Origin of the sequence: Pseudomonas fluorescens, from assembly GCF_001708445.1 — a bacterium.
Classification (GTDB): Bacteria; Pseudomonadota; Gammaproteobacteria; order Pseudomonadales; family Pseudomonadaceae; genus Aquipseudomonas; species Aquipseudomonas gorinensis.
Genome location: NZ_CP015637.1, coordinates 4,184,177 through 4,210,705, shown reverse-complemented (window position 1 = coordinate 4,210,705; position 26,529 = coordinate 4,184,177). Strand labels below are relative to the sequence as shown.

The window sequence follows — 26,529 nt, the reverse complement described above, 5'->3', positions numbered from 1 at the left end:
TAACGCTGCTACGTTTAATCTTGGAGTGCAGGAACGTCATGACGTCGACATATTTTCGTCATCACGGCACTTTAGGCTGGCTGTGCAGGTCATTTGTCTGCAGCCGTTTTTAATTCAAAACAAGGAGCCCACCATGGACGATTACCAGGAAGAACTGCTGGAGTACCAGGCCTTTGAACTGGACCCTCTGGATCCGGCCGATGACGCCACCGAGCTGTAAGACCGACTTCAGGCGGAGTGCCGCTGACTGCGGCGAAATTCCCCTGGGGTCTGGTTGTTCCACCGCCTGAACGCCCGTTGAAAGGCTTGGGCCGAGGCAAAACCGAGCAAATAGGCGATCTCGCCGAACGCCAGTTCCGTATCGCGAATGTAAGTCATGGCCAGGTCGCGGCGGGTGTCGTTGAGGATTGCGCGAAACTGAGTGCCTTCTTCGGCCAGTTTGCGGCGTAGCGTCCAGGTGGGTAGCTTCAAGCGTGCCGCCACTTCTTCCAGGTCGGGTTCCCGGCCACCATTGAGCATCGGCCCGAGCAACCGGGTAATGCGCTCGCGCAGGCTGCGGGTGCGAGTCAACTGCTCCAATTCCCTTTCACACAATTGCAGCAAGAGTTGCCACGTGCTTGGACAGTGCTGTGGGTTGCGCAGGGCCAGGGTTTGTTGGCTGAGACGCAGTTGATTGATGTCGGCGCCGAAGTGGACCAGGCCGTCACCCAGCACGTTGTACTGGTCGCTGTACTCGGGGGCGTCGAATTCAATCTCGATGCGCTGTGCCTGCACCGGTTGCTGGGCCAGGCTCGACAGTTGGTGCAGCCACCCGGCGATGATCGAGTCCACCACAAAGCGGTTGTAGGCGTTGTAGGGGCTGATGGAATAGAAGCGCAGCCAGGCGCCTTCGGCATCCTCATGAAAACTCGATTGCCCGCGATAGTTGGAACCGTACAGCGCTTCGAAGCGTGTGAGGGTGCGCGCCGCTTCACGCACGTTGGGGGCCTGGGCGGCCGTGACCCCGGCCAGGCCGGCCTGGCTCAAGCGACTGAGTTGGCCCATGCGCAGGCCCAGGGCCGGGTCGCCGGTGAGTTGGATGGCGGCATGGCCCAGGCGCATATAGCGCGGGATCGACAAGCGCGCGCCCGCTTCGGCGAGGCGTGCCGGGTCAAGGCCGTATTGCAGCAGCAGGGGTTGCGGGTCGAGGCCGTGGCTGTGGATTGCGTCGGCCAGGGTGTGCACGAAGCCCACCGACAGATCCCCCAGGCGCACCGGTTTCACGGCATTACAACCAGATATTCAGCAGGCGTGCGCCGCGGGCGTCGCCGTCGGCGATGATTTGCCCGTTGCTGCTGAGGAAACTGTGCCCGGCAGTGCCCAGGTCCCAGAACTGCCCACGCAGGAACACGCTCATGCCGGCGCTGGCCTGGCTGATGGCGGGCTGGCTGATGAGGGTGAGACGGCGCCAGGCCTCGCCCTCGCTGAGCTCTTCGGGCTTGAGGCTGATTTCCGGTGGGGTGGACACACTTTTGAAGCCACGCCATGGGCGGTCCCAGGTGTCGCGACCGATGACAAACGCCGGCACCGCGATCAGCTGTGCGCCTTGTTCGTTGAGCTTGCGATAGTTGTCCGGGTACCAGCTGTCACTGCCGATCAGGATACCCAGGCGTCCAGCCGGGGTGTCGACTACGCTGACGATGGTTTCATCGCCCGGCTCGATAAAACCGCGCTCATCGTAGATCGGGTAGAGCTGGCGTTGCGGCTGGCCCACGGGCAAACCGTCGGCGGCAAACACCAGGCTGGCGTTGTACAGCGCACCATGGCCGACCTGCAAGTGACCTTGGCGGACGCTGGGGTTGGGCAGGGCGATGGAGCCGGCCACCAGGGTCACGCCAAATTCCTTGGCCAGGCCGCCGAACAGTACCTGGTAATCGCGCGCCATCTCCGGGGCTTTCATGCGCAGGTAGGCATCGTCCATGCGGTTATCGCCGGTGGCGCTGATCCAGGCCCGCAGGAACTGCAACGGGTTGCTGATCGACAGCCAATTCATCGCATCTTTGACATGGGGCGCTTGGTACAGCTCGTTTTTCTCACCGCCGAGCATCAGCCAGGTGCCGATGTGTTCCGGCAGCACCACGATGGTCTTTTCATTGATCAGCCCCTGGTCGCGGGCTTTTTGCAGGTAGGCCGCCAGCTTCAGGTGCAGGCGTTCCAGGCTCTGGTAGTCAGCGGGGAACAGCTCGGGCTGGATGCCCAGCAGATTGCCGCGGTCGGCCGGCTGGCCTTCGTTGACGGCCAGGGTAATGCGCAGGTCGGACAGGTAATGCGCCACGGGGCGCTCCTGGGTCCAGACCAGATACGCGGCGATGGCGGCAACCAGGGCCATGGTGACGGTAAGAACGAGAAGTTTACGCATGGGGGAACAGACAACGGACCAAGTGCAGGGTTCGCACCTAGGGTAGGGCCCATGCCCCGGCTTGCCAAGGGGCACTGTGCATTTGGATCAATAACTTGTCAGTTTCAGTCATTGAGCCGTCATCCCTCGCCTCTTAGTCTGTGGGACATAAACCGATGACGGGCCCTACGAGCCTGCCACACCCCCGTGATGATCCGTTGTGGAGCTTGACCATGACCGCTGCTGCGTACCCGCACCTGCTGGCCCCGTTGGACCTGGGTTTTACCACCTTGCGCAACCGTACCCTGATGGGCTCGATGCACACCGGCCTGGAAGAGAAACCGGGCGGTTTCGAGCGCATGGCGGCCTATTTTGCCGAGCGCGCCCGTGGCGGCGTGGGCCTGATGGTCACCGGCGGCATTGGCCCGAACGACGAAGGCGGGGTGTATGCCGGCGCGGCCAAGCTGACCACCGAGCAGGAGGCGCAGAAGCACAGGATCGTCACGCAGGCCGTCCATGACGCGGGCGGCAAGATCTGCATGCAGATCCTCCACGCTGGCCGTTATGCCTACAGCCCCAAGCAGGTCGCGCCGAGTGCGATCCAGGCACCGATCAACCCGTTCAAGCCCAAGGAGCTGGACGAGGCGGGCATCGAAAAGCAGATCCAGGATTTCGTCACCTGCTCGCTGCTGGCTCAGTCCGCCGCGTACGACGGCGTGGAAATCATGGGCTCCGAAGGCTACTTCATTAACCAGTTCCTCGCCGCTCATACCAACCACCGTACCGACCGTTGGGGCGGCAGCTACGAAAACCGCATGCGCCTGGCGGTCGAGATTGTGCGCCGGGTGCGCGAAGCGGTGGGCCCGAACTTCATCATTATCTTCCGCCTGTCGATGCTCGACCTGGTCGAAGGCGGCAGCACCTGGGAAGAAATCGTGCAGTTGGCCAAGGCCATCGAGCAGGCCGGCGCCACGCTCATCAACACCGGGATTGGCTGGCACGAAGCGCGTATCCCGACCATCGCGACCAAGGTACCGCGTGGCGCCTTCAGTAAAGTCACCGCCAAGTTGCGTGGCGCGGTGCAGATTCCGCTGATCACCACCAACCGCATCAACACCCCGGAGATTGCCGAGCAGATCCTTGCCGAAGGCGATGCCGACATGGTGTCGATGGCACGACCGTTCCTCGCTGACCCGGAGTTCGTCAACAAGGCCGCTGCCGGTCGCGCCGATGAAATCAACACCTGCATCGGCTGCAACCAGGCCTGCCTGGACCACACCTTTGGCGGCAAGCTGACCACTTGCCTGGTCAACCCGCGGGCGTGCTACGAGACCGAGCTGAACTACCTGCCGGTAAAACAGATCAAGAAAGTCGCCGTGGTCGGCGCCGGCCCCGCAGGCCTGGCAGCGGCTACCGTGGCGGCTGAGCGCGGCCATCAAGTCACGTTGTTTGACTCCGCCAGCGAGATCGGCGGCCAGTTCAATATCGCCAAGCGCATACCGGGCAAGGAAGAGTTCTTCGAAACCCTGCGCTACTTCAAGCGCAAGCTGCAGACCACCCACGTCGAGGTGTGCCTCAACACCCGTGTGGATGTCGCGCAACTGGTGGCGGGCGGCTATGACGAGATTATCCTGGCCACCGGCATTGCGCCGCGTACCCCGGCGATCCCGGGTATCGACAATGCCAAGGTGCTGAGCTACCTGGACGTGATCCTTGAGCGTAAGCCGGTGGGCAAGCGCGTCGCGGTGATCGGTGCCGGTGGCATCGGCTTTGATGTGTCGGAATTCCTCGTGCACCAGGGCGTCTCCACCAGCCTGGACCGTGATGCGTTCTGGAAAGAGTGGGGCATCGACACCCAACTGCAAGCCCGTGGCGGCGTGGCCGGGATCAAGCCCGAGCGTCATGCACCGGCGCGCGATGTGTTCCTGCTGCAACGCAAGGCTTCCAAGGTCGGCGACGGCCTGGGCAAGACCACCGGCTGGATTCACCGCACCGGGTTGAAGAACAAGCAGGTGCAGATGCTCAACAGCGTCGAATACTTGAAGATCGACGATGAGGGCCTGCATATCCGCATCGGCGCCGAGGGCGAGCCGCAGCTGTTGGCGGTGGACAATATCGTCATCTGTGCCGGCCAGGATCCGTTGCGCGAATTGCAGGACGGCCTGGTCGCCGCGGGCCAGCACGTGCACTTGATCGGCGGTGCCGATGTGGCGGCCGAGCTGGACGCCAAGCGCGCCATCAACCAGGGCTCGCGCCTGGCGGCCGAGCTGTAAGGAACCGAGGCGGGGCGGTGTTAGACTACCGCCCCTTTTTCATGCAGATGTTCCCCCGATGGGTCCCTTCGATTGGCTTCCCTGTGCGCCGCTTGAACCCTTGCCGCTGGACTGGCTGAACGGGGTTGAACTGGCCGTGCTGCGCCTGGACCGCATCGACCCGCTGATCAGCGGCAACAAGTGGTTCAAGCTCACCGGGCACTTGGCCCAGGCGCAACAGGCCGGTGCGAACGGAATCATCAGCCTGGGCGGAGCGCACTCCAACCATTTGCACGCGCTGGCGGCGGCGGGCAAACGCTTCGGTTTCCCTACCGTCGGCCTGTTGCGCGGCCATCCTCAAGACACCCCCACCGTGATCGACCTGAAAGCCTTCGGCATGCAGTTGCATTGGCTGGGGTATGGCGGCTATCGCGCACGCCACCAACCTGGATTCTGGGCGCCATGGCGTGAGCAGTATCCGGACTTACATCCTGTGCCCGAAGGCGGCGGCACGCTCTGCGGGGCGTCGGGGTGTGGCGTGTTGGTCGAGCAGGCTCGCGCGCAGTTGGGCAACCTGGGGTGGGCGGATTACACGGCCTGGTGGCTGGCGGCGGGCACTGGCACCACCCTGGCGGGCCTGGTGCTGGCAGAGGCTGGTGCGCATCCGGTGTTTGGCGCAATGGCGGTGCCGGATGATCACGGTGTCGCGCAAAACGTGCAGGCCATCGTGCAGCAGGGATATGAGCTGCTGGACGCCAGCCGGGGCGGGTTTGCCAAGGTTGACCCACTCCTGCTCGACTTTATCGACGCCACCGAACAGGCCTGCGGTGTGCCGCTCGAGCCGCTGTACACCGGCAAGGCGTTGCTGGCGTTGAAGCAACAGGTCGAGGCCGGACGCTTCGGTCGCGGCACTCGCCTGATCTTCATCCATACGGGCGGCTTGCAGGGCCGTCGTGGGATTGGCGCCTAGCGCTTGGGCATCATGCGCAACACCGTGTTATCGCGCATGAAGTAATGGTGGTAAAGGCCGGCCACCGCGTGCAGCCCGATCAACCAATAACCGATCGAACCGCCCAGTTCGTGCCATTCCTTGATCTGCTTGGCCAGGTCCTTGTTTTCACCGATCAGCGGCGGTAACTCGACCCCGTAGAACATCACGGAATGCCCTTGGGCGCTGACGATCAGCCAACCGGCGATCGGCATGCCGATCATGAACACGTACAGCGCCAGATGCATCAGGGTCGCCAGCGAGGACTGCCATGGCGGGGGGGCCGGAACGATCTTCGGTGCAACGCCCAGGCTGCGTGCAAACAGGCGCAGCCACACCAGCACAAACACGGTCAGGCCGAACATGAAGTGCATTTCGACGATCAACGCCCGCCCGCCACTGCCTTTGGGAAAGATCCCGCGAAACTCAATGCAGGCGTAGACCACCGCCAGCAACACCACCATCAACCAGTGCAACGCAATCGACATGGTGCTGTAGCGTGTATCGGAATTTTTCCACGGCATCGCTTTCTTCCTCACTCATCAGGGCAAACCTCCGTTCTTTGGCGACGAAGTCCTTTTACTGTAAGCCTGTTTTGCCGGATTTGCCCGACGCGAATGCCGTTGTGTTGACCTTGATCAGTGCGCTTGCGGCATTTCACCGCGTGCCAGGCGCTGGTTGATGTCCGTGATCACCGCCGGCAGGTCGCTGATGGTGTCGATCAGGTAGTGCGGGCGCGAGGCTTGGAACAGCGTCTCGATGCGCGTGCGTTCGCTGGCCAGGGTGGCGCTGTCCAGTGCGCGAAATTGCGCGTAGGTCAGGCCCAGGGCGTTGCCGGAGCAGGTCAGGGCCACGGTCCACATCCCGGCGCGGCGGCCTTCGAGAATGCCCGGGACGGTGTCGTCGACCTTGACGCAGGCCGCCACATCGTCAATGCCCAGCGCGATCACGTTGGCCAGGGCCTGGGCCGGCCATGGACGGCCATTGGGGACTTCGTCGGTGGCAACCACGTGGTCGGCGCTATAGCCGTTGCGGGCCGCCAGGGCGACAACCTTGTCCATCACTGGCTTGGGGTAGCCCGAGCAGGAACCGATCTTGATCCCCTGTGCACGCAGCGCCGCGATGGTGTCGAGGGCGCCGGGGATCAGGGCCGAGTGTGCGGCGATTTTCTCGATCTGCAAGGGCATGAAGCGCTGGTAGATGGCGGTGACGTCGTCATCGCTGGGCGTGCGGCCGAACACCTTGCGGTAGCGCTCGGCGACCGCCGGTTGGTCGCAGAGGGTGCGGATATGGTCCCACTTGCCCATGCCCATCGGGCCACGGGCTTCTTCGATCGAGACGGGCACGTCGAACTCGGCGAAGGCTTCGACAAAGATCTGCGTGGGGGCGAACGAACCGAAGTCGACTACGGTGCCAGCCCAGTCGAGGATGACGGCCTGGAGGGTGTTGGGGGTTTGATAGTTCATGGGTCGAATCCTGTGGGTCATGGGGAGAATCAAATGTCCAACACTTCCATCTCTTGCAGCACCTGGGCGACCGCCGCCACCGCCGCCTGCATCTCGGCGATATCGACGTGGCCGATGCAGCCGACGCGGAAGGTCTCGACCTCGGTCAATTTGCCGGGATACAGAATGAAACCCTTGGCCTTGACCCGTTCATAGAACGCCTTGAACTGGTAGCGCGGGTCTTTTGGCGCGTGGAAGGTGACGATGATCGGCGCCTGGATCGCTGCCGGCAGGAAGCTGCGCAGGCCCAGTTCGGCCATGCCGTCGAGCAACGCCTGGCAGTTATTGGCGTAGCGCTGATGGCGCGCGGGCAGGCCGCCCTCTTCGTGGTAGTGCAGCAGCGCTTCGTGCAGGGCGGCGACCACGTGGGTGGGCGGGGTGAAGCGCCACTGGCCGGTCTTGGCCATGTAGCTGTGCTGCTCGAACAGGTCCATCGCCAGGGAGTGGCAGTTGCCTTGGGCGGCGGCCAGCGCCTGTTTTTCGGCGAAGACAAAGCCCATGCCGGGCACGCCCTCCAGGCATTTGCCCGAGGCGGCGATCAACGCCTCGAACGGCACTTGGCGGGCATCGATCGGCAGTGCGCCGAACGAGCTCATGGCGTCGACGATCAGGCGCTTGCCGTGGCGTTTGACCACCTCGGCGATCTGCGGCAGCGGATTCAGAATGCCGGTGCTGGTTTCGCAGTGGATCAAGGCGACGTGGGTGATGGCCGGGTCGGCGTGCAGCAGGCGGTCGACGTCGGCGGCGGTAGTGGGTTCGTCCTCGGCGGTCGCAAAGGTGCTGAACGTACGGCCGAGTACTTCACAGATCTTCGCCAGGCGTTTGCCATAGGCGCCGTTGATCAGCACCAGCACCTTGCCGTCGCGGGGCACCAGGGTGCCGATGGCGGCTTCGACGGCGAAGGTGCCGCTGCCCTGCAAGGGGATGCAATGGTGGCTTTCGGCACCGTTGAGGATCGCCAGCAGTTGCGCGCAGGTGCTGGCAGTGAGTTGGTTGAAACGGTCATCCCATGACCCCCAATCCACCATCATTGCCTGGCGAGTGCGGGCAGAGGTGGTCAAGGGGCCAGGTGTCAGCAGGATCGGCGCGGCAGTGCTCATCTCAAGTCCTTGCAAGCTGTTTGGGGGTGAAGCTACGGCGCCTAAATTGCAGTTTGGCTTGTTATCAATCAAATTGTTTGTTGTTATGCGAGCTATCAGTCAGGCCGATAGCCAGGTCAATCCCCATGAACCTGTTCCAATTGCGCGCATTCGATGCCGTGGCCCGCGAGGGTAGCTTTACCCGTGCGGCAGCGCGGCTGTTCATCAGCCAGCCGGCGGTCACCGGGCATATCAAGGCCCTGGAGGAGCACTACCAGATCCCGCTGTTGCGTCGCACGGCGCGGCGGGTCGAGTTGACCGAGGAGGGCGCGCGCCTGGCGGCGATCACGCGCGCGATCTTCGGCCTGGTCGACGAGGCGCAGACCCTGCTGGAGGCCAATCGACAATTGCTCTCCGGGCGCCTGGAAGTGGCGGCGGACGGCCCGCACCTGGTGATGCCGATGATTGCCAGCCTGCGTGCGCGTTACCCCGGCATCACCGTCAACCTGCGCTTGGGCAATGCCCAGGAAACCCTGGCGGCGTTGCTGGCCGAGCACGTGGATGTAGCGGTGCTGACTGAGGCGGAGCCGCGCAATGGCTTGCACCTGCACCCCTTGGGCGAGTCGCGGATTTGCGCGTTGGTACCGGCCAGCCACCCGTGGGCGACGCTGCCCAAGGGCATTGGCCTGGAGCAATTGAACGAGGTGATCATGGTGCTGCGCGAGCCCGGCTCCATCACCCGACGCACCTTCGACGACGCCTGCCTGGCGACCAATGTGCAACCCAGGGTGTTGCTGGAACTGGACAGCCGCGAGGCGGTGACCGAAGCCGTCGCGGCTGAATTGGGGGTTGGCGTGGTGTCGTCGATGGAGGTCAGCCAGGACCCGCGCGTGCAGGCGGTGCCGATCCGCGGCGAGGGGCTGCTGAACCGGCATATGCTCGGGTGCATGGAGCGGCGCCGGTCGTTGCGTTTGATTCAGGCGTTCTTCGAGCTGGCGCCGATGAGGGGCTTGGTGCCGGAGCAGGATGCGACGATCAAACCCTTGCGAACCTGAGGGGTATGGCCGGTTTTTGGTGGATCAGAGCGTTTTTGCCCTATAAACTCTGCCCCCAAAGCGCCGGCCAGTAGACGTTTCGGCGCGATGGACGAGAAGAGAGTGAGTCATGGGCGCACAGTGGAAAGTCAAACATAAAGAAGCGGCAGCCAATGCCAAGGGCAAGATCTTCGGCAAGCTGGTGAAAGAGATCACCATCGCCGCGCGCAATGGCGCCGACACGGCGACCAACGCCCACCTGCGTCTGGTGGTGGAGCAGGCCAAAAAGGCTTCGATGCCCAAGGAAACCCTGGACCGCGCCATCAAGAAAGGTGCCGGCCTGCTGGGTGAAACCGTGCAGTACCACCGGGTGACCTACGAAGGGTTCGCCCCGCACCAGGTGCCGTTGATCGTCGAGTGCGTCACCGACAACATCAACCGCACCGTGGCGGAAATCCGCGTGGCCTTCCGTAAGGGCCAACTGGGGGCTTCCGGCTCCGTGGCCTGGGACTTCAACCACGTTGGCCTGATCGAAGCGTCGCCGGACAGCCCGGACGCTGATCCGGAAATGGCCGCGATTGAAGCCGGCGCCCAGGACTTCGAAGAAGGTGAAGAAGAAGGCACCACCCTGTTCATTACCGAGACCACCGACCTGGACGCCGTGCAAAAAGCCTTGCCGGAGCAGGGCTTCACCGTACTGTCGGCCAAGCTGGGCTACATCTCGAAAAACCCGGTGAGCGGCTTGACCGACGCGCAGATGGCGGAAGTCGAAGCCTTCCTCGAAGGTCTGGACAACCATGACGACGTGCAGGATATGTTCGTCGGCTTGGCAGGCTGATTGAGAGCTGAATAAGCTCGGCTTGAATGTGGGAGGGGGCTGGCTCGCGATGGCAGTGGGTCAGCCAACACACCTGCCAACCGTGCCACCGCCTTCGAAGCCTCGCTAAAGCTCGACATCTCCCTCAGGGGATTGGCGGTATCCACGAGATCCACAGCCGGGCTGCTTTCTACCTGCCACCAGCAATCCAGTGTGGGAGGGGGCTTGCTCCCACATTCGGTTCAGGGGTGTGGGATAGATTGCAGCAGCGCTTCGACTTCCTCGAAACTCGGCCGTGCCAACACCTCCGGCTGGCAGCAGCGCGCCTGCAAGCCTTCTAGCACCTGACGCGTGTCGTCGCTCAAACCCGTGTCAATCCGCTCCAGAAACTCCCCGAGCAACACCCCGAACGCCCGCACTTCAATGCGCTGCAACGCCCTGGTCTCCAGGGTATCTGCCGTGGCATGGAATGACGCGGCGCCAAAATCCCCCAGCAGGCAATCACCCGCCGCATTCCACAGGATATTGTGGCCGTACAGGTCACCATGGGTGATGCCGTGCCGGTGCAGGTGTGCGGCCACCGAGGCGATGCCCCGCGCCATGCGCAATGCCACGGCGAGGCTGAAGCGGGTAGCAGGGTCGTAGATGTCGCGGGTGCAGGACGCGAGGCTGGGCAGGGCGGCGAGGTTACGGTAGCTCGGTTCGATCAGGTCCATCACCAGCGCGGCCTGGCCGTCGGGGTGGCCCACCACACGGCCTTCGACCTTGATCAGGTTGGGGTGCTGCCCGGCCGCGATGCAGGCCTGCATTTCATGCAATGGCGAGCCGTCGCTGGTGATGGCGCCTTTATAGAGTTTGACCGCGACGGGCTTGGCCTCAGGTTGCCACATGGCCTTGCGAATCACTCCGGAGGCACCTTCCCCGAGCACGTCGGCGAGCGCCAGTTGCGACCAGGGAATATCCGGTGTCGCGTCGTCGGCGGCCACGTCAACCGCCATTTCCACCGGGTTGCCGGCGTAGGCCAGCCAGGTCAGGCTCGGCAGTGTCAGCAGCCATTCGGGCAAGCGGGTCAGACGGTTGGAGGCGATGCGGATCAGCTCAAGGTTCTGGCAGTTGGCCAGGCTCGGCGGCAAATGCGCGAGTTGGTTGCCGGCCAGCATCAGTTTTTGCAGCAACGGCCGCTGGCCCAGTTCGTCGGGCAGTTGGCTGATGCGGTTATCGGTGAGGATCAGCCAGCGCAACTGCGGCGGCAGCGCGGCCGCCGGTACGTGGCGGATCTGGTTGGCCTTGAAGCCGATCATGCTCAGTTTGGCGCACTGGCCCAGGCATTCGGGCAGTTCCGTAAAGGCGTTGTCCGAGCAGAACAGTACGCGCAGGTGCGGCAGGCGATGCAGGTCATCCGGCAGGCTGCTCAGGGCGTTGCCGCTGAGGTTGAGGATTTCCAGGGAGTCGGCCAGTTCGAAGATTTCCCGGGGGAATTCAGTCAGCCCGCAGGACAGGTCCAGGCGCGTGATACCGGCCAGTTGGCCGGCCTTGAGTTGGGCGAGGGTATTCATGAACGGCGCGGTCACTCGGCAAGAGGGCGTAAAAGGCGCTCATGATACCGGGTCGGGCGCGCGTTGCGGGCTGACCGTTTGCAATTGGTTCAGGCGGCTGGCCGTGCGGGCCAGGTCGATGGCCTGGCCTTCCAGGGATTTGGCCAGGGGCTGTTCGCCGATCAGGGTCAACTGCTTATCGCGGTCGTAGAGTACGTCTACCAGGTTGATAAAGCGCTGTTGCACGGCGATCGGGCAATCCGCCAGGTATGGCAGCCCATCGATGATCCAGTGGTCGAAGTCGTCGCACAGCAGCAGGTAGTCCATTACCGCAGTGAGTTGTTCGCACAGGTCGCTGAACGTGAAAGCGATGCGGTGTGCTTCGCGCTGGCGGCAGGTCAACTGGCGGGCGCCGACGCTGAGGGGCTGCGGCGGGCAATCGGTGGTGGGCAAGCCAAGGGCCTCACGTTGTGCCGGCGTGCCCGGCCACACGTATTGCCCCTGGGTGAAGCGCTGTTCGGCATGGGCCTGGGGCAGGCTGCGGAAGTCGCGGGGCGAACTGACTTCCAACACCTCCATACGCGCCGCGATCAAGTCGATCACCGGCTTGAAACGCTGGTGGTACAGGGGGTTGGGCAACAGGCCCGCGGGCGGGTAGTTGGAGGTGACCAGCACCAGGACACCGCGCTTGAACAAGGCTTTGAACAGCCGGCTGATCAGCATGGCATCGCCAATATCGTGGACGTGGAACTCGTCGAAGCACAGTACGCGGCAGCCCTCGAGCAGCTCATCCAGGGTCGTGGCCAGTGCGTCTGGCCGCTGACGATGGGCGAACATGCCCCGGTGCAGGCGGGCGAAAAAGTCATGGAAATGTACGCGTTGTTTTTCGGCCATTGGCAACGCCTGGAAAAACCCATCGAGCAGCCAGCTTTTGCCGCGCCCCACCGGGCCGTGCAGGTACAGGCTGCGGGTCGGTTGGCCGGCCAGCAGGTGCGCGGTTTCGCGGGCCATGGCGGCGATCGCCTGGGCCTGGCCGGCGCTGAGGGTGTAGCCCTGTTGCTCGGCCTTGTGCTGAAAGAACATCGGGATGGAGGCGTCGACGCGGGTGCCGGGGGTTTTACCGAGCAGGCGTCGGATCAGGGGAAACACGGCCAATGCAAGTCACTCTGTGGTGCGGTGGTCGCTTACTTTAGAGCCCCCACCATGTTTTGACCAATCGAGAAGGGCGCCGCCAGCCATCTCGAAAAGGCATGGCCTATAGACACCCGCCCAAGCGCTCAGCAGGCGGCGCGGGTTTGGGAGGGCCGGGTGCACCTGCAACGCCGAGACCTGGACCGATACCGTGGTGCTGGAGTTTCTAGAACTTCAGCAGTGGCGCGGTGGGCTGATCCACCGGGCTGACCATCGCATAGTTGTAGCCGGCGCCGGACCAGTATTCGGCGTGTAAGCCGTCAGCGCTGCGGTAGCCACGGGGCAGAAAGCCGTTGTCCGGGCCCGGTGGGCGGATGTAGAAGCTGATGTGTCGACCTTGCGTGTCTTCGTACAACACCATCGCCGCTGCGCCTTGCTCGGTGGTGAGCAAGCGTGCGCTGACCGGCTTGAAACCTGCCTGGCTCAAGTCCGGCAGGCGGTGGGCCTGGTTGAAGTAGCGATCAAGCCAGGTTTGCATCGTGCCGCTGTCCGAAGAGCGGTAGTCGGCCGGCATGATGCCGTCCTGGGCAAACAGGCGGTAGGCCTGCATGGCGTCGGCCATGGGCAGCAGCGGCGGTTGCGTGGCTTCACGGGCGTGCCAGCCGCCAATGCCACCGAGGCTGACGGCAATCAGCAGCACCGCCGCTGTCGCGAAATGGCGGCGGGACTGATGTTTGATGCGCTGGCGAATCAGCATCGGGTCCAGCCCAGGGTTGGCCGGCTGGTGCAGGACGCCACTCAGTGCCGCGCGCAGCAATTGCGCATCCTGCTGCCAGGCGTGGACTTGGGCCGCGACTTCGGGGTGGGCCGCCAAGTAGGTTTCAAGCACACGCCGATCACTCTCCAGGAGCTGGTGATCGACGTAGGCATGCAAATCGCGTTCGCTGGGGGGCAGGTTGATCATTTGAGTATCCGCAGGGAAGGGCTGGCGATTTCGCCATCGCTGAGTTGGCGCAGGGCCTGGCGCGCCCGCGACAGGCGCGACATCACGGTGCCGATGGGCACGTCGAGGATTTCTGCGACTTCCTTGTAGCTCAAACCTTCGACCGACACCCACAGCAGCAGCGCACGTTGCTCGGTGTTGAGTTGATCGAAGGCTTGCAAGGTGGCTTGGGCCATCACCGTGCGCTCGACCGAGGGCTCGGCATCATCGCGCCCGGTGAAGAATTCGAGCATGCGTGCATAGCGGCGGGTGCGTCGATGGGCATCGAGGAACTGCCGGTAGAGGATCGAGAACAGCCAGGCGCGCAGGTCGCCTTCCAGACGTTTGTCGTCCCAGCGGATGATCGCCCGTTCCAGGGTCGACTGCACCAAGTCGTCGGCGCTGCTGGCGTGACGGGTCAGGGACACGGCAAAGCGCCGCAGCCTGGGGATGAGTTCACGTAACTGTTCGTCGAGTGCGTGCATGGGATGCTGGCTGGTCGCTACGTTGGGACTAGAGAGACGTCCGGCGCTGAAGGTTATTCCCCTTTCTCGAAAATAAATCAAAGGCCAGGGAATAGAGCGGATCGGCATTCGTCTCAATGCACCGACCCTATGTTCACCGCCAAAGGCCCTTGGCCCTGGAGTTTCCTGATGGTAGATCACTCATCACCACCCCGTCTTGCGCTGAGTACTGCGAGCCTGATTGCTCGACTTGTCGGCATCGGTGCGGTTGTTGCGGTTGTTGCGGGGGCGTTTGCCTACGTCAACGGCACCCTCGACCCACAACGCCTGCGGCCCACGACGCTGGTCAATGCCCTGGAAACCAATAACGGTGTGCATCCGGGGTTCCGCCGCAACCACGCCAAGGGTGTGTGCGTCGCGGGTTATTTCGAGAGCAGCGCCGAGGCGCGCGCGTATTCCAGCGCCCAAGTCTTCAGCGCAGCCAAAACCCCCATCATCGGCCGATTTGCCTTGCCCAGCGGCAACCCCTATGCACCGGACAGCAGCGTGCCGATCCGCAGTTTTGCCGTGCAATTTACCCAAGCCAACGGCCAGCAGTGGCGCACCGGGATGAACAGCATGCCGGTGTTCCCGGTGGGCACGCCCGAGGCGTTCTACCAGCTGCTCAAGGCCGGCGCGCCCGACCCGGCCACCGGCAAGCCGAACCCGGCGAGTATGCCGGCGTTTTTTGCTTCTCACCCTGAGACCGCGCCGTTCCTGGCGTGGGTCAAGACCGCCAGGCCATCGGCCAGCTATGCCACTGAAACGTACAACGGCATCAATGCGTTTTACCTGGTGAACGCCGACGGCAAACGCCAGGCCGTGCGTTGGGGCGTCGTACCGCAGAGCCAGGATGCACCCGGCGATAGCGCACCGGCAGGCAATGACTTTCTGGAGAAAGACCTGGTGCAACGCCTGGCGGCAGGACCGCTGCGTTGGCAATTGAACATGACCCTGGCCAACCCCGGTGACCCGCTGGACGATGCGAGCAAGACCTGGGCCGGTGAGCACAAGGTCATCAACGTCGGCAGCCTGGTGCTGGACAGCAGCCAGCCACAGGTCGATGGGGATTGCCGTGACATCAACTTCGACCCGCTGATTTTGCCGAGCGGCATCGAGGCATCCAATGATCCGCTGCTGGCGGCCCGTTCGGCTGCGTATGCCAGTTCTTACCTGCGTCGCGCTGGCGAAGTCAGCCCCTTGCACAATGCCCCTCAGGAGTCGAAGCCATGAATGCCCAACCACGGTTTTTCACGCCCCTGGCGCGCCTGCTGCATTGGTTGATGGCGCTGATGATCATCGCGATGCTGTTTATCGGTGCGGGGTTGGCCGCGTCGGTGTCCGAGCGGCATGAATGGTTGATTCACCTGCACAAGCCGTTGGGGATTGCGATTCTGGCGCTGGTGATCGTGCGGCTGGTGGTGCGCTTTTCCACGCGCCAACCACCGCTGCCCAGCGATTTGCCGTTGTGGCAAACACTGGCGGCCAAGGCGTCTCACCTGGTGCTGTATGCCTTGATGCTGGTGCTGCCGCTGCTGGGTTGGGCGATGATTTCAGCGGCGGGCGACCCGGTGATGCTGAGCAGTTCGATACAGCTGCCGGCGCTGGTGGGCGCGAATGCACCGTTGTTCGCGGTGTTACGCAAGGCCCATGGGTATCTGGCCTACCTGCTGTTCCTGACGGTGCTTTTGCACCTGGCGGCGGCGTTATTCCACGGGCTGATTCGGCGCGATGGCGTGTTGCAAAGCATGACCGGTACCAAAGACTGAGGCTGCCATTGAACCCTTGCCGGCCCAGGCAAGGGTTAGCGCAGGACGGTCACGATATCGGCGATCGTGCTCAACACATCCTTACCCAATTGCATCGAACGTTTGCCCGACCAGCCGGTGTGCGGGTTGGGCGCATCGTCGTTGTCCTTGAACGGCATTTCCAGGGTCAGCGAAAGGCAATCGTATTTCTCGCCGACGGCATTGCAGGCCAAGGTCATGTTGGCTTCGCCCGGCAGGTCGCGGGTGTAGCCGTGGGTGGTCTGGAAGTCACGGGTCAGCGCGCTCAGGTGGCTGCGGAAGTGTTTTTCCAGGGCTTCGATGCGCGGGGTGTATCCCGGGTTGCCTTCGCAACCGGCGGTGAACACGTAGGGGATTTCCTCGTCGCCATGGATGTCGAGGAACAGGTCGACGCCATGCTTTTCCATCTGTTGCTGCACGAACAGCACTTCCGGGCTGGTTTCCTGGTTGGCGCTCTGCCACGCGCGGTTGAGGTCCTGGCCCATGGCGTTGGTGCGCAAGTGGCCATGGAAGGCACCGTCAGGGTTCATGTTGGGGATCAGGTACAGGTCGGCAACGGCCAGGAGCTTCCTCAGCTCGGCATCGCCATCCTGTTGCAGGCGTTCGATGATGCCTTCCATGAACCATTCGGCCATGTGTTCGCCGGGGTGTTGCTGGGCGATGATCCAGACCTTGCGCCGGTTGCTGCCGCCTTTGCCACGACGTAGCAACTGGATATCACGGCCTTCGACACTTTTACCGGTGGCCAGCAATTTAGCGCCTGCGCGGGTCACGGCCTGCTCGATCAGCCAGTCGTGGCGTTCGCGGCTGTAGGGTTCGAAGTAGGCGAACCAGGCGTGTTTCTCACGGGTTTCGAGGCTGATGTGCAAGGTCTCGCCATCAAAGCGCGTGGGCACGCGGAACCAGTTGATATGGTCGTAGGAGGCGACAGCGTTGTAGCCGCTCCACGCATGCTTATAGGAAGAATGGCTGGCGTTGCTCAGGCGGAAAGTGTGGGTATGGCCCACGTGCATGCCTTCGGCCTTGAAGTGGAACCACTGGAAATGTGCGCTGCGGGTATCGGGTTCGATGGCGAGCAGCAACTGATAGGCATCGCTGGCATCCAGAACCTGGATATTGCCACTGTCGAAGTCGGTGCTGATCTTGATAGAGGTCAAGGCCACGGTCATAGTCGGGTTGCCTGGGTATGAATGTTGTGGCGGTTATATTACACAGGCACCGGGCAAAATCTTGACGCAAAATTGTTGCGGAGGAGGGGGGCGTCGTCCTTGACGCTGGGGCAGCTTAGAATCTATGAGATTGATTCTCAAGCGCTATTTCTCAAAGATCTGGGCTAGAGCCTTCGACCGGCTTTCTTTGGACGATGGTCTTTTGCTACCATGCGCGCCATTCAGCAACACACAGTCTTCATTAGCCTGAAGCCATGCCAGGGAAACTGGCAAAAAAAAGACCCGGCCAAAGAGCCGGGTCAAAAACCGTGATTAGCCTGATGAGGAGATATTCCAAGAGTCCGACCTAAGGTCCCTTGGTCTATCGACTGATCTCGCGATCAGCTGAGTCCAATAATAATCATTATCATTTGCAAGTCAAATGTTTTTATCCGTGGGATAGAAATATTTTTCCTGCGCGCCCGTCACACGCTTGCCTGAGCCTTCGGCGCCTGCAGCGACTGCTCCACCATCGCCTTCGCCATATCGATCAAATACACCACTGAGAATGCCAGGTCGCGTTGATTGCCTTGATGGCTGTTCGCTGATTCGTAGGCGGTGGCGGCAGCACTGCGCAACAGGTCCGAGGCGTGCACCAGGGCTTCTTCGTGGCTGATGTCGGGTTTGACGCGAAAGAAGGTGTCATCCGAGGGCGATGGCGACATATCTTCTTTCAAGTAATAGTCCAGGGCTCGCTGGGCGGCGCTGCTGCCGCGCATGTCGAGCAATTCGCTGGTTTCGGGTGTTTCAGGCAGGCGGTGCGGGCTTGTCGTCATAAGGGGCGGTACTCTGGGTGGGTGTCGAAAACCTTATGTTCGATGATAGTACGTATCGTATTTATGTCGTTTTATGGATTACTACAAACTGTTTATTGCCCTGAAAAATACGCATCGTATTGTCACGCACCATGGATAACTGGATAGCGTTGGTCAAAGCCAACATGAAAGACCGCAAGGTCACGCAGGATCAACTGGCCGAACGCCTGGGCATGTCCCAGGGCGGGGTGGGCCATTGGCTCAACAAACGCCGTGTGCCAAGCCTGGCCGACATGAACCGGGTTCTCGCGGAACTGGGGCTGGGCTACCTGGAAGTCGCCTTGCAGATTCGCGAAAAGACCGCCGAGGCACTGCCCGCGCAACCTCCCTACAACCCGTATTTTCGATACCCGGTCAACGATTGGACGGGCATGTGCGAAATTCGCGAAGAGCACGGCGCGTACGCCACCACCCGCTTCGAACTGACGGACTACCACGCCCGCGGGGACGCCTTCTGGCTCCCGGTGAGGGGAGACGCCATGACCGCCCCCAGCGGCCTGAGCATCGGTGCGGGCATGCTGATCCTGGTGGACCCGGCTATCGATGCCCAACCTGGCAAGCTGGTGGTCGCCCAATGGGCTGACAGCCCCCAGGCGACTTTTCGCCAACTCATGGAAGAAAGCGGCCAGCTTTACCTGGTGCCGCTCAACCCCACCTATCCGAAGCAGCGGTTCACCGAGGATTGCCGCATCCTCGGCGTGGTGGTGCAGGCCACGGCGAAGTTCTAGTCGGCTGTTTCGAGCTCCACCAGCGCGCAGCCTTCGGCAACCATTTCGCCTTCCTCGCAGAACAACGCCTTGATCACCCCGGCCTGGGGCGCACGGATGCTGTGTTCCATCTTCATGGCTTCCAGCACCACCAGTTGCGTGCCGGCCTCCACGGCTTGGCCGACTTCCACCAGCACCCGCACGATGCTGCCGTTCATGGGCGCGGTCAGGCCGCCTTGATGGAACTGGCCGGCCTCGACCGCTGCAATCGGGTCGAACAGGCTGACCGCGTGCAACTCGCCATCCCAGCGCAGGTACAGGGTGCTTTCGCTGCGCACCGCCAGATGAGCGCGGCGTACGCCCTGGTGCTCGATCAGCAGTTGTTCGCCGCGCAACAGCGGGGGCTGGGTGGGTAATGTCACCAACCGATCCTGCCCATTGCAGCTCAAGTGCAGCGAGACTTCGGCGGGCAGGCCGGCACGAAAACCGCGCGTGTCCGCCCAAGGCCCGTCACCGGCCGGCAAGCTCTGTATGAACGCCGCGGCCGCGGCCTGCCAGAACTCATCGCCCAAGGCGCCAGGTACCGGCAGCAGCTCATCCTGATAGCGCGGGATAAACCCGGTATCCAGTTCCGCCGCGGCAAACGCGGGGTGGGCGATGATTCGACGCAGGAAGCTCAGGTTGGTCCGCAGCCCGCCCACCGCAAATTCATCCAGCATGCTCAACAGCCGCAATCGCGCCTGTTCACGGTCTTCGCCCCAGGCAATCAGCTTGCCGAGCATCGGGTCGTAGAAGGGCGACACGCTGTCGCCCTGCTCGACGCCGCTGTCCACGCGTCGCCCCGGGCCGGGGGCTGATTCGCGGTACAGCGCCAGGTGCCCGGTGGCCGGCAGGAAATCGTTGGAGGGGTCTTCGGCGTACAGCCGTACTTCGATGGCATGGCCGATCAGCGGCACTTGTGCCTGGGTGATCGGCAGCGCTTCACCCTGGGCCACGCGAATCTGCCAGGCCACCAGATCGAGGCCGGTAATCGCTTCAGTCACCGGGTGTTCCACTTGCAGGCGCGTGTTCATTTCCATAAAGAAAAACTCGCCACGGGCATCCAGCAGAAATTCCACCGTGCCCGCGCCCACATAGCCAATGGCCTGGGCTGCGCGTACCGCCGCTTCGCCCATGGCCTTGCGCTGTTCAGTACTCAAGCCAGGCGCCGGGGCTTCCTCGACGACTTTTTGGTGCCGACGCTGGATCGAGCAATCGCGCTCATTGAGGTACAGGCAATGCCCCTGCTGGTCGGCAAACACCTGGATCTCCACATGGCGCGGCTTGAGCAGGTATTTTTCCACCAGCATCTGCCCATTGCCGAACGACGACAGCGCCTCGCGCTGGGCAGAGGCCAATGCCTCGGCCAACTGACTGACGTCCTCGACCACTTTCATTCCCTTGCCGCCGCCGCCGGCCGTGGCCTTGAGCAGCACCGGGTAGCCGATACGCGCGCAGGCATCGCGGAACGTCTCCAGGTCCTGGGCTTCGCCGTGGTAACCCGGCACCAGCGGCACGCCGGCGGTCTCCATCAACGCCTTGGCGGCCGACTTGCTGCCCATGGCGTCGATCGCCGAGGCGGGCGGGCCGAGGAAGATCAAGCCAGCGGCCTCGACCGCGCGGGCAAACCCGGCGTTTTCCGACAGGAAGCCGTAGCCCGGATGAATCGCCTGGGCGCCGCTGGACTGGGCCGCGGCGATCAATTTGTCGATCTGCAGGTAGCTGTCCGTGGCTTTGCTGCCCCCCAGGTCGACGCGGATATCCGCCTCGCGACTATGGCGCGCGTCGCGGTCCGTGGCGCTGTGTACAGCGACGGTGGTCAAGCCCATGGCCTTGGCGGTGCGCATCACCCGGCAGGCGATTTCGCCACGGTTGGCCACCAGTACGGTGGTCAGTGTGCTCATGAACGGGGCTCCTGGGATTGCCAGCTGGGCGTACGTTTTTGCAGGAACGCGCGCAAGCCTTCCTGGCCTTCGGCGCTGACGCGAATGCGGGCGATGGCATTTTCGCAATAGCGGCGCAGGGCCGGGGTGAGGGCGCCGTTACCGACCTCGCGCAATAAGTCTTTGCTGGCGCGCATCGCCGCCGGGCTGTTTTGCAGCAGGTTGGCAACCCATTGCGCGACCTGTTGTTCCAGCGTATCGGTCGGATAGCTTTCCGCCAGCAGGCCGATATCCCGCGCCCGTTGGCCGCCAAACCGTTCGGCCGTCAGCGCATAACGCCGGGCTGCGCGCTCGCCGATCGCCTGTACCACAAACGGGCTGATCACCGCTGGCGCCAAGCCAATACGCACTTCTGACAGGCAGAACTGTGCGTCATCGGCACCAATCGCCATGTCGCAGCAACTGATCAGGCCCAATGCGCCACCGTAGGCCGCGCCTTGCACCACTGCCAGGGTGGGGATCTTCAGCTTCGCCAGGTTGTACATCAGCTCGGCCAGTTCGCGGGCGTCGTCCAGGTTGGTGTGGTAGTCCAGCTCGGCCGATTGCTGCATCCAGGCCAGGTCGGCCCCGGCGCTGAAGTGCTTGCCGCGCCCGCGCAGGACCAGGAAGCGCAGGGACGGATCACCTTGCACCTGGTCGAGGGCGATGATCAGTTCGCGGATCATCTCGGCGTTGAATGCGTTGTTCTTGGCTTCACGACTGAGCCACAGCGTGGCAAAGCCACGGCTGTCGGTGATCAGTTCGAGGGTGTTGAAATCGCTCATGCAAGGAGCTCCATGATGATGAGAGGTCTCCTGTAGGAGCGAGCTTGCTCGCGAAAAACGTCCAGGCAACGCGTTCATCCAGAATGCTCGCGTTATCGTTAACGACCTTCGCGAGCAAGCTCGCTCCTACAGGTTACATGCGGAACACGCCGAAGCGGCTCGGCTCGATGGGGGCATTCAGCGCGGCAGACAGCGCCAGGGCCAGCACGTCGCGGGTCTGCATCGGGTCGATGACGCCGTCGTCCCACAAGCGCGCGCTGGAGTAGTAGGGATGGCCCTGGGTTTCATACTGGTCGAGGATCGGCTGCTTGATCGCCGCTTCTTCTTCGGCACTGAACGCAACCCCTGCACGTTCGGCCTGTTCACGCTTGACCTGCACCAGCACCCCTGCGGCCTGCTCGGCACCCATCACACCGATGCGCGCGTTCGGCCACATCCATAAAAAGCGCGGGTCGTAGGCGCGGCCGCACATCCCATAGTTACCGGCACCAAAGCTGCCGCCGATGATCACCGTGAATTTCGGCACCTTGGCGCAGGCCACGGCGGTGACCAGCTTGGCGCCATGCTTGGCGATACCGCCGGCCTCGTATTTCTGGCCGACCATAAAGCCGGTGATGTTCTGCAAGAACAGCAGCGGAATCCCGCGCTGGCAGGCCAGCTCGATAAAGTGCGCGCCTTTTTGCGCGGCTTCCGCAAACAAAATCCCGTTGTTGGCCAGGATCGCAATCGGATAGCCGTGCAAGTGGGCAAAACCGCACACCAGGGTGGTGCCGAACAGGGCCTTGAATTCATCGAACACCGAGCCGTCCACCAGCCGTGCGATCACTTCGTGCACATCGAACGGTTGCTTGGCATCGGCCGGGATCACGCCATAGAGCTCCTCGCTGCTATACAACGGCGCTACCGGCGTGCGTTGCAGCAACTGGCCCTGCTTGTGCCAATTGAGGTGGGCGACGCTGCGGCGGGCCAGGGCCAGGGCGTGCTCGTCGCTGTCGGCATAGTGGTCGGCTACGCCAGAAATCTTGCAGTGCACATCGGCACCGCCGAGGTCTTCAGCGCTGACCACTTCACCGGTCGCCGCCTTCACCAGCGGCGGGCCGGCGAGGAAGATGGTGGCCTGCTGGCGCACCATGATCGCTTCGTCGGCCATCGCCGGCACGTAGGCGCCGCCGGCGGTGCACGAACCCATCACCACGGCGATCTGCGGGATGCCCTGGGCACTCATGTTCGCCTGGTTGAAGAAGATCCGCCCGAAGTGCTCACGGTCGGGAAACACTTCATCCTGGCGCGGCAGGTTGGCGCCACCTGAGTCCACCAGGTAGATGCACGGCAGGCGATTCTGCTCGGCGATGGTTTGGGCGCGCAGGTGTTTCTTCACGGTCAGCGGGTAGTAGGAGCCGCCCTTCACCGTGGCATCGTTGGCGACGATCATGCATTCAACCCCTTCGACCCGGCCTATCCCGGCAATCACGCCGGCGGCAGGCACGTCTTCGCCATACACCTGGTGGGCGGCCAGTTGGCTGAGTTCAAGGAACGGTGAGCCTGGGTCGAGCAAGCGGTTGATGCGCTCGCGCGGCAACAGTTTGCCGCGTGAAGTGTGGCGCTCCTGGGCCTTGGCGCCGCCACCCTGCTGCACGTGGGCGAGCAGGGTGTGCAGGGCGTCGACCTGTTGGCGCATCGCTGCGTCATTGGCGATGAACTCCGCCGAGCGCGGGTTGAGCTGGGTGTGCAAGGTGGCCATGACGTGTTCCTTCAGCGGGTTTCGTTGAAGAGTTCGCGACCGATCAGCATCCGCCGAATCTCACTGGTGCCGGCCCCGATTTCATACAGCTTGGCGTCACGCAGCAGGCGTCCGGCAGGGAATTCGTTGATATAGCCGTTGCCGCCGAGGATCTGGATGGCATCGAGGGCCATCTGCGTCGCGCGTTCGGCGCTGTAGAGGATCACCCCGGCCGCATCCTTGCGCGTGGTTTCGCCACGCTCGCAGGCTTGCGCCACTGCGTAGAGGTAGGCGCGGCTGGCATTGAGTTGGGTGTACATGTCGGCGACCTTGCCCTGGATCAGCTGGAATTCGCCGATGCTCTGGCCGAACTGCTTGCGGTCGTGGATGTAGGGCACGATCAGGTCCATGCACGCCTGCATGATCCCGGTCGGGCCACCGGAGAGCACCACGCGTTCGTAGTCCAGGCCGCTCATCAGCACTTTCACACCGCCGTTGAGGGCACCGAGGATATTGTCTTCGGGGACTTCCACATCATCGAAAAACAGCTCGCAGGTGTTGGAGCCGCGCATGCCCAGTTTGTCGAACTTGTTGCTGCGGCTGAAGCCTTTCCAGTCACGCTCGACGATGAAGGCGGTGATGCCGTGGGGGCCCTTTTCCAGGTCGGTCTTGGCGTAGATCACATAGGTGTTGGCGTCAGGGCCGTTGGTGATCCAGGTCTTGCTGCCGTTGAGCACGTAGCGGTCGCCACGCTTGTCGGCGCGCAGCTTCATCGAGACCACATCGGAGCCGGCATTCGGCTCGCTCATGGCCAGGGCGCCCACATGTTCGCCGCTGATCAGTTGAGGCAGGTACTTGAGCTTCTGCTCATGGTTGCCGTTGCGGTTGATCTGATTGACGCAGAGGTTGGAGTGGGCGCCGTAGGACAGCGCCACCGACGCCGAACCGCGGCTGATTTCTTCCATGGCCACCACGTGGGCCAGGTAACCCAGGCCGGCACCGCCGTACGCTTCCGGCACCGTGATGCCCAGCAGGCCCATGTCGCCAAACTTGCGCCACAGGTCGGCGGGAAACAGGTTGTCGATGTCGATCTGTGCCGCGCGAGGGGCGATCTCCTTGGCCACGAAGGACTGCACCTGGTCGCGCAACATGTCGATGGTTTCACCGAGGGCGAAGTTCAGGGAGGGATAACTCATGGACGGGCACCTTAAGTTGAGCTTTGTTGTTATGTGGGTGGGGCGCCGGGGGAGGGCGATCACCTTTACGTTAACGTAAGCTTGCGTTGCGGTGCTGTCAATCGTAGTTTACGTTTACGTCAACCTACAAAAAAGACAACAGGGGTCGTTATGGATCAACCGAATCCGAGCTACAGCCGTGGCTCCCAGGACAAGACGCTGCTGGCCATGACCATCGGTCAGGCCTTCGATCGCACCGTTGCGCAGCATCCCGATGGCGAAGCCCTGGTGGTGCGCCACCAACAGCGCCGCTACACCTGGCGGCAACTGGCCGAGACCGTTGACCTGCACGCCCGCGCGTTCCTGGCCCTGGGCATGCAAACCGGCGACCGCCTGGGCATCTGGGCGCCCAATTGCGCCGAATGGTGTATCAGCCAAATCGCCAGCGCCAAGCTCGGGGTGATCCTGGTCAATATCAACCCGGCCTATCGCAGCAGTGAGTTGGAATACGTGCTCAAGCAATCCGGTTGCCAGTGGCTGGTGTGCGCCGGGTCATTCAAGACGTCCGATTACCATGCCATGGTGCAGGCGCTGAAGCCCGACCTGCGTGGCGTCATCAGCCTTGACCCCAGCCCGCCCCCGGGTTTCCTGCCCTGGTCGCAGTTGGCGGCACTCGGGGCGGGAGTCGCGCCGGAACAGGTGCGCAGCCGTCAAGCCAGCCTGAGCTTTGATCAAGCCGTCAATATCCAGTACACCTCCGGCACTACCGGCTTCCCCAAGGGAGCCACCCTCAGTCACCACAACATCCTCAACAACGGCTACATGGTCGGCGAAAGCCTGGGCCTCACCGCGCAGGATCGCCTGGTGATCCCGGTGCCGCTGTACCACTGCTTTGGCATGGTGATGGGCAACCTGGGCTGTATCACCCATGGCACCACCATGATCTACCCCAATGACGGCTTCGATCCGCTGCTGACGCTCACCGCCGTCGCCGAAGAGCGCGCCACTGGCCTGTACGGCGTGCCCACCATGTTTATCGCCATGCTCGATCATCCGCGCCGGGGCGAGTTGGAGCTGTCGTCCCTGCGTACCGGCATCATGGCCGGCGCCACGTGCCCCATTGAAGTGATGCGCCGGGTCATCGGCGAATTGCATATGGGCGAGGTGCAGATTGCCTACGGCATGACCGAAACCAGCCCGGTGTCGTTGCAGACCGGCGCCGATGATGACCTGGAGCGTCGGGTCACCACGGTGGGGCGTACCCAGCCACACCTCGAACACAAGATCATCGACATCGACGGTAACACCGTGGCGCGCGGCGAGACGGGCGAGCTGTGTACCCGTGGCTACAGCGTGATGCTCGGCTACTGGAACAACCCGGAAGGTACCCGCGAGGCCATCGACGACGCGGGCTGGATGCACACCGGCGACCTGGCGACCATGGACGCGCACGGCTACGTATGCATCGCCGGGCGCAACAAAGACATGATCATTCGCGGTGGCGAGAACGTGTACTCGCGGGAGCTGGAAGAGTTTTTCTTTACCCATCCGGCGGTGGCCGACGTGCAGGTTATTGGTGTTCCGGATGAGCGTTATGGCGAAGAGATTGTGGCCTGGGTCAAGTTTCACCCTGGGCACGTGGTCAGCGCGCTGGAGTTGCACACCTGGTGCAAGGGGCGCATCGCGCACTTCAAGACGCCCAAGCATTTCAAGTTCGTGGACGAATTTCCGATGACCGTCACGGGCAAGGTCCAGAAATTCCGCATGCGCGAGATCAGTATCGAGGAGTTGGCGTCGCGCAACGACTGAGGGAAAGCGCCGCTGCCTGAGGAGGCGTGCACACAGCACAAAGGGGACCCTAGGGTCCCCTTTAATTTGTCGTTGCCTGCTCTTTTTTTATTATTGAGGGGCGGTCTGTTGTTGTTTTTGGTAACCGTGACCCTTTACCGCTGTTTTTGGCGACCCCCATCCGGGGTCAAGAGCAAACGTATTTTTTTGAGCGCTGATCTGCTTCTTCGCAAGCGATCCAACCAGTGGCAGCTACCTGAGGTAGTTTTATTTTTCTCTATCCGGTTGCGGGTTTCGGCATGCCGTACCCTGCGAAGCACATCTTCTCCAAAAAAATCTGTTAGCTGCGTCTCTGCCGTGTTGTTTTTGTTATGTCAGAG

Annotated in this window: 24 protein-coding genes; 9 read left to right on the top strand and 15 right to left on the bottom strand. The window is 62.7% G+C overall.

Going from position 1 to position 26,529, the window contains the following annotated elements; all coding sequences use genetic code 11:
* The first annotated feature begins 82 nt into the window (after positions 1 to 82).
* Positions 83 to 220, top strand: a complete 138-nt coding sequence (locus tag A7317_RS30705; RefSeq protein WP_155766410.1) for a hypothetical protein — start codon at positions 83 to 85, stop codon at positions 218 to 220.
* A gap of 8 nt (positions 221 to 228) precedes the next feature.
* Here A7317_RS30705 and A7317_RS18565 read toward each other — a convergent pair whose 3' ends face one another.
* Positions 229 to 1,263 carry an AraC family transcriptional regulator gene (locus A7317_RS18565; protein WP_069076547.1) on the bottom strand — a complete coding sequence of 345 codons (1,035 nt, stop codon included), beginning with the start codon at positions 1,261 to 1,263 and terminating at the stop codon, positions 229 to 231.
* 4 nt (positions 1,264 to 1,267) lie between these two features.
* Positions 1,268 to 2,398, bottom strand: coding sequence for a carbon-nitrogen hydrolase family protein (locus tag A7317_RS18560; protein WP_069076546.1), 1,131 nt, complete (start codon positions 2,396 to 2,398; stop codon positions 1,268 to 1,270).
* Between the two features lie 212 nt (positions 2,399 to 2,610).
* Between A7317_RS18560 and A7317_RS18555 the strand changes: the two genes are divergently transcribed.
* Together A7317_RS18555 and A7317_RS18550 are read left to right on the top strand one after the other, a co-directional pair.
* Positions 2,611 to 4,650: an NADPH-dependent 2,4-dienoyl-CoA reductase gene (locus tag A7317_RS18555; protein WP_069076545.1), complete on the top strand. Its 2,040-nt coding sequence runs from the start codon at positions 2,611 to 2,613 to the stop codon at positions 4,648 to 4,650.
* Between the two features lie 58 nt (positions 4,651 to 4,708).
* Complete coding sequence (locus A7317_RS18550) at positions 4,709 to 5,599, top strand: 1-aminocyclopropane-1-carboxylate deaminase/D-cysteine desulfhydrase (RefSeq protein ID WP_069076544.1); 891 nt, start codon at positions 4,709 to 4,711, stop codon at positions 5,597 to 5,599.
* On the opposite strand, the gene A7317_RS18545 is transcribed toward A7317_RS18550, so the two are convergent.
* The 3 genes from A7317_RS18545 to A7317_RS18535 form a co-directional block, all read right to left on the bottom strand.
* Entirely contained in the window at positions 5,596 to 6,141 is a 546-nt protein-coding gene (locus tag A7317_RS18545) for a cytochrome b (protein WP_069076543.1), read from the bottom strand. The two genes, A7317_RS18550 and A7317_RS18545, sit on opposite strands and share 4 nt — an antisense overlap.
* A gap of 114 nt (positions 6,142 to 6,255) precedes the next feature.
* Positions 6,256 to 7,083 (bottom strand): phosphonoacetaldehyde hydrolase, encoded by an 828-nt coding sequence (phnX, locus tag A7317_RS18540; RefSeq protein WP_069076542.1) that lies wholly within the window; start codon positions 7,081 to 7,083, stop codon positions 6,256 to 6,258.
* Between the two features lie 29 nt (positions 7,084 to 7,112).
* Entirely contained in the window at positions 7,113 to 8,222 is a 1,110-nt protein-coding gene (locus A7317_RS18535; protein WP_069076541.1) for a 2-aminoethylphosphonate--pyruvate transaminase, read from the bottom strand.
* Positions 8,223 to 8,347: 125 nt separating this feature from the next.
* On the opposite strand from A7317_RS18535, the gene A7317_RS18530 reads away from it, so the two are divergent.
* Positions 8,348 to 9,256 carry a LysR substrate-binding domain-containing protein gene (locus A7317_RS18530; protein WP_069076540.1) on the top strand — a complete coding sequence of 303 codons (909 nt, stop codon included), beginning with the start codon at positions 8,348 to 8,350 and terminating at the stop codon, positions 9,254 to 9,256.
* Positions 9,257 to 9,365: 109 nt separating this feature from the next.
* Positions 9,366 to 10,073, top strand: coding sequence for a YebC/PmpR family DNA-binding transcriptional regulator (locus A7317_RS18525; protein ID WP_069076539.1), 708 nt, complete (start codon positions 9,366 to 9,368; stop codon positions 10,071 to 10,073).
* A 221-nt stretch (positions 10,074 to 10,294) separates the two neighbouring features.
* Here A7317_RS18525 and A7317_RS18520 read toward each other — a convergent pair whose 3' ends face one another.
* From A7317_RS18520 to A7317_RS18505, 4 genes are all read right to left on the bottom strand, one after another.
* Positions 10,295 to 11,608 (bottom strand): protein kinase, encoded by a 1,314-nt coding sequence (locus tag A7317_RS18520; RefSeq protein WP_069077428.1) that lies wholly within the window; start codon positions 11,606 to 11,608, stop codon positions 10,295 to 10,297.
* A 39-nt stretch (positions 11,609 to 11,647) separates the two neighbouring features.
* On the bottom strand, positions 11,648 to 12,742 hold the full coding sequence (zapE, locus tag A7317_RS18515) for a cell division protein ZapE (protein WP_069076538.1): 1,095 nt from the start codon (positions 12,740 to 12,742) through the stop codon (positions 11,648 to 11,650).
* Positions 12,743 to 12,944: 202 nt separating this feature from the next.
* Positions 12,945 to 13,682 carry an anti-sigma factor family protein gene (locus A7317_RS18510; RefSeq protein WP_069076537.1) on the bottom strand — a complete coding sequence of 246 codons (738 nt, stop codon included), beginning with the start codon at positions 13,680 to 13,682 and terminating at the stop codon, positions 12,945 to 12,947.
* Positions 13,679 to 14,185, bottom strand: a complete 507-nt coding sequence (locus A7317_RS18505; protein ID WP_069076536.1) for an RNA polymerase sigma factor — start codon at positions 14,183 to 14,185, stop codon at positions 13,679 to 13,681. Before A7317_RS18505 ends, A7317_RS18510 begins: the two co-directional genes overlap by 4 nt.
* Positions 14,186 to 14,353: 168 nt before the next feature.
* On the opposite strand from A7317_RS18505, the gene A7317_RS18500 reads away from it, so the two are divergent.
* Positions 14,354 to 15,436 carry a catalase family peroxidase gene (locus A7317_RS18500; RefSeq protein WP_069077427.1) on the top strand — a complete coding sequence of 361 codons (1,083 nt, stop codon included), beginning with the start codon at positions 14,354 to 14,356 and terminating at the stop codon, positions 15,434 to 15,436.
* Entirely contained in the window at positions 15,433 to 15,972 is a 540-nt protein-coding gene (locus tag A7317_RS18495) for a cytochrome b (RefSeq protein WP_024076249.1), read from the top strand. The genes A7317_RS18500 and A7317_RS18495 overlap by 4 nt, the downstream gene beginning before the upstream one ends.
* Positions 15,973 to 16,007: 35 nt before the next feature.
* On the opposite strand, the gene A7317_RS18490 is transcribed toward A7317_RS18495, so the two are convergent.
* The gene (locus tag A7317_RS18490) at positions 16,008 to 17,159 is read right to left on the bottom strand and encodes a M14 family metallopeptidase (protein ID WP_024076248.1); all 1,152 of its coding nucleotides are present in this window, start codon (positions 17,157 to 17,159) and stop codon (positions 16,008 to 16,010) included.
* Positions 17,160 to 17,623: 464 nt separating this feature from the next.
* Positions 17,624 to 17,974 (bottom strand): DUF6124 family protein, encoded by a 351-nt coding sequence (locus A7317_RS18485; RefSeq protein WP_024076247.1) that lies wholly within the window; start codon positions 17,972 to 17,974, stop codon positions 17,624 to 17,626.
* A 131-nt stretch (positions 17,975 to 18,105) separates the two neighbouring features.
* Here A7317_RS18485 and A7317_RS18480 point away from each other — a divergent pair, with 131 nt between their 5' ends.
* Positions 18,106 to 18,741: a LexA family protein gene (locus A7317_RS18480; RefSeq protein WP_024076246.1), complete on the top strand. Its 636-nt coding sequence runs from the start codon at positions 18,106 to 18,108 to the stop codon at positions 18,739 to 18,741.
* Here A7317_RS18480 and A7317_RS18475 read toward each other — a convergent pair.
* The 4 genes from A7317_RS18475 to A7317_RS18460 all read right to left on the bottom strand — a co-directional run bounded on the left by A7317_RS18475 (position 18,738) and on the right by A7317_RS18460 (position 24,382).
* Positions 18,738 to 20,663 carry an acetyl/propionyl/methylcrotonyl-CoA carboxylase subunit alpha gene (locus A7317_RS18475; RefSeq protein ID WP_069076535.1) on the bottom strand — a complete coding sequence of 642 codons (1,926 nt, stop codon included), beginning with the start codon at positions 20,661 to 20,663 and terminating at the stop codon, positions 18,738 to 18,740. The two genes, A7317_RS18480 and A7317_RS18475, sit on opposite strands and share 4 nt — an antisense overlap.
* Positions 20,660 to 21,466 (bottom strand): gamma-carboxygeranoyl-CoA hydratase, encoded by an 807-nt coding sequence (locus A7317_RS18470; RefSeq protein ID WP_024076244.1) that lies wholly within the window; start codon positions 21,464 to 21,466, stop codon positions 20,660 to 20,662. The genes A7317_RS18475 and A7317_RS18470 overlap by 4 nt, the downstream gene beginning before the upstream one ends.
* 133 nt (positions 21,467 to 21,599) lie before the next feature.
* Positions 21,600 to 23,207 carry a carboxyl transferase domain-containing protein gene (locus A7317_RS18465; protein ID WP_069076534.1) on the bottom strand — a complete coding sequence of 536 codons (1,608 nt, stop codon included), beginning with the start codon at positions 23,205 to 23,207 and terminating at the stop codon, positions 21,600 to 21,602.
* An 11-nt stretch (positions 23,208 to 23,218) separates the two neighbouring features.
* Entirely contained in the window at positions 23,219 to 24,382 is a 1,164-nt protein-coding gene (locus A7317_RS18460) for an isovaleryl-CoA dehydrogenase (protein ID WP_024076242.1), read from the bottom strand.
* A 150-nt stretch (positions 24,383 to 24,532) separates the two neighbouring features.
* Here A7317_RS18460 and A7317_RS18455 point away from each other — a divergent pair, with 150 nt between their 5' ends.
* Positions 24,533 to 26,170: an AMP-binding protein gene (locus A7317_RS18455; RefSeq protein WP_069076533.1), complete on the top strand. Its 1,638-nt coding sequence runs from the start codon at positions 24,533 to 24,535 to the stop codon at positions 26,168 to 26,170.
* Positions 26,171 to 26,529 lie beyond the last annotated feature (359 nt).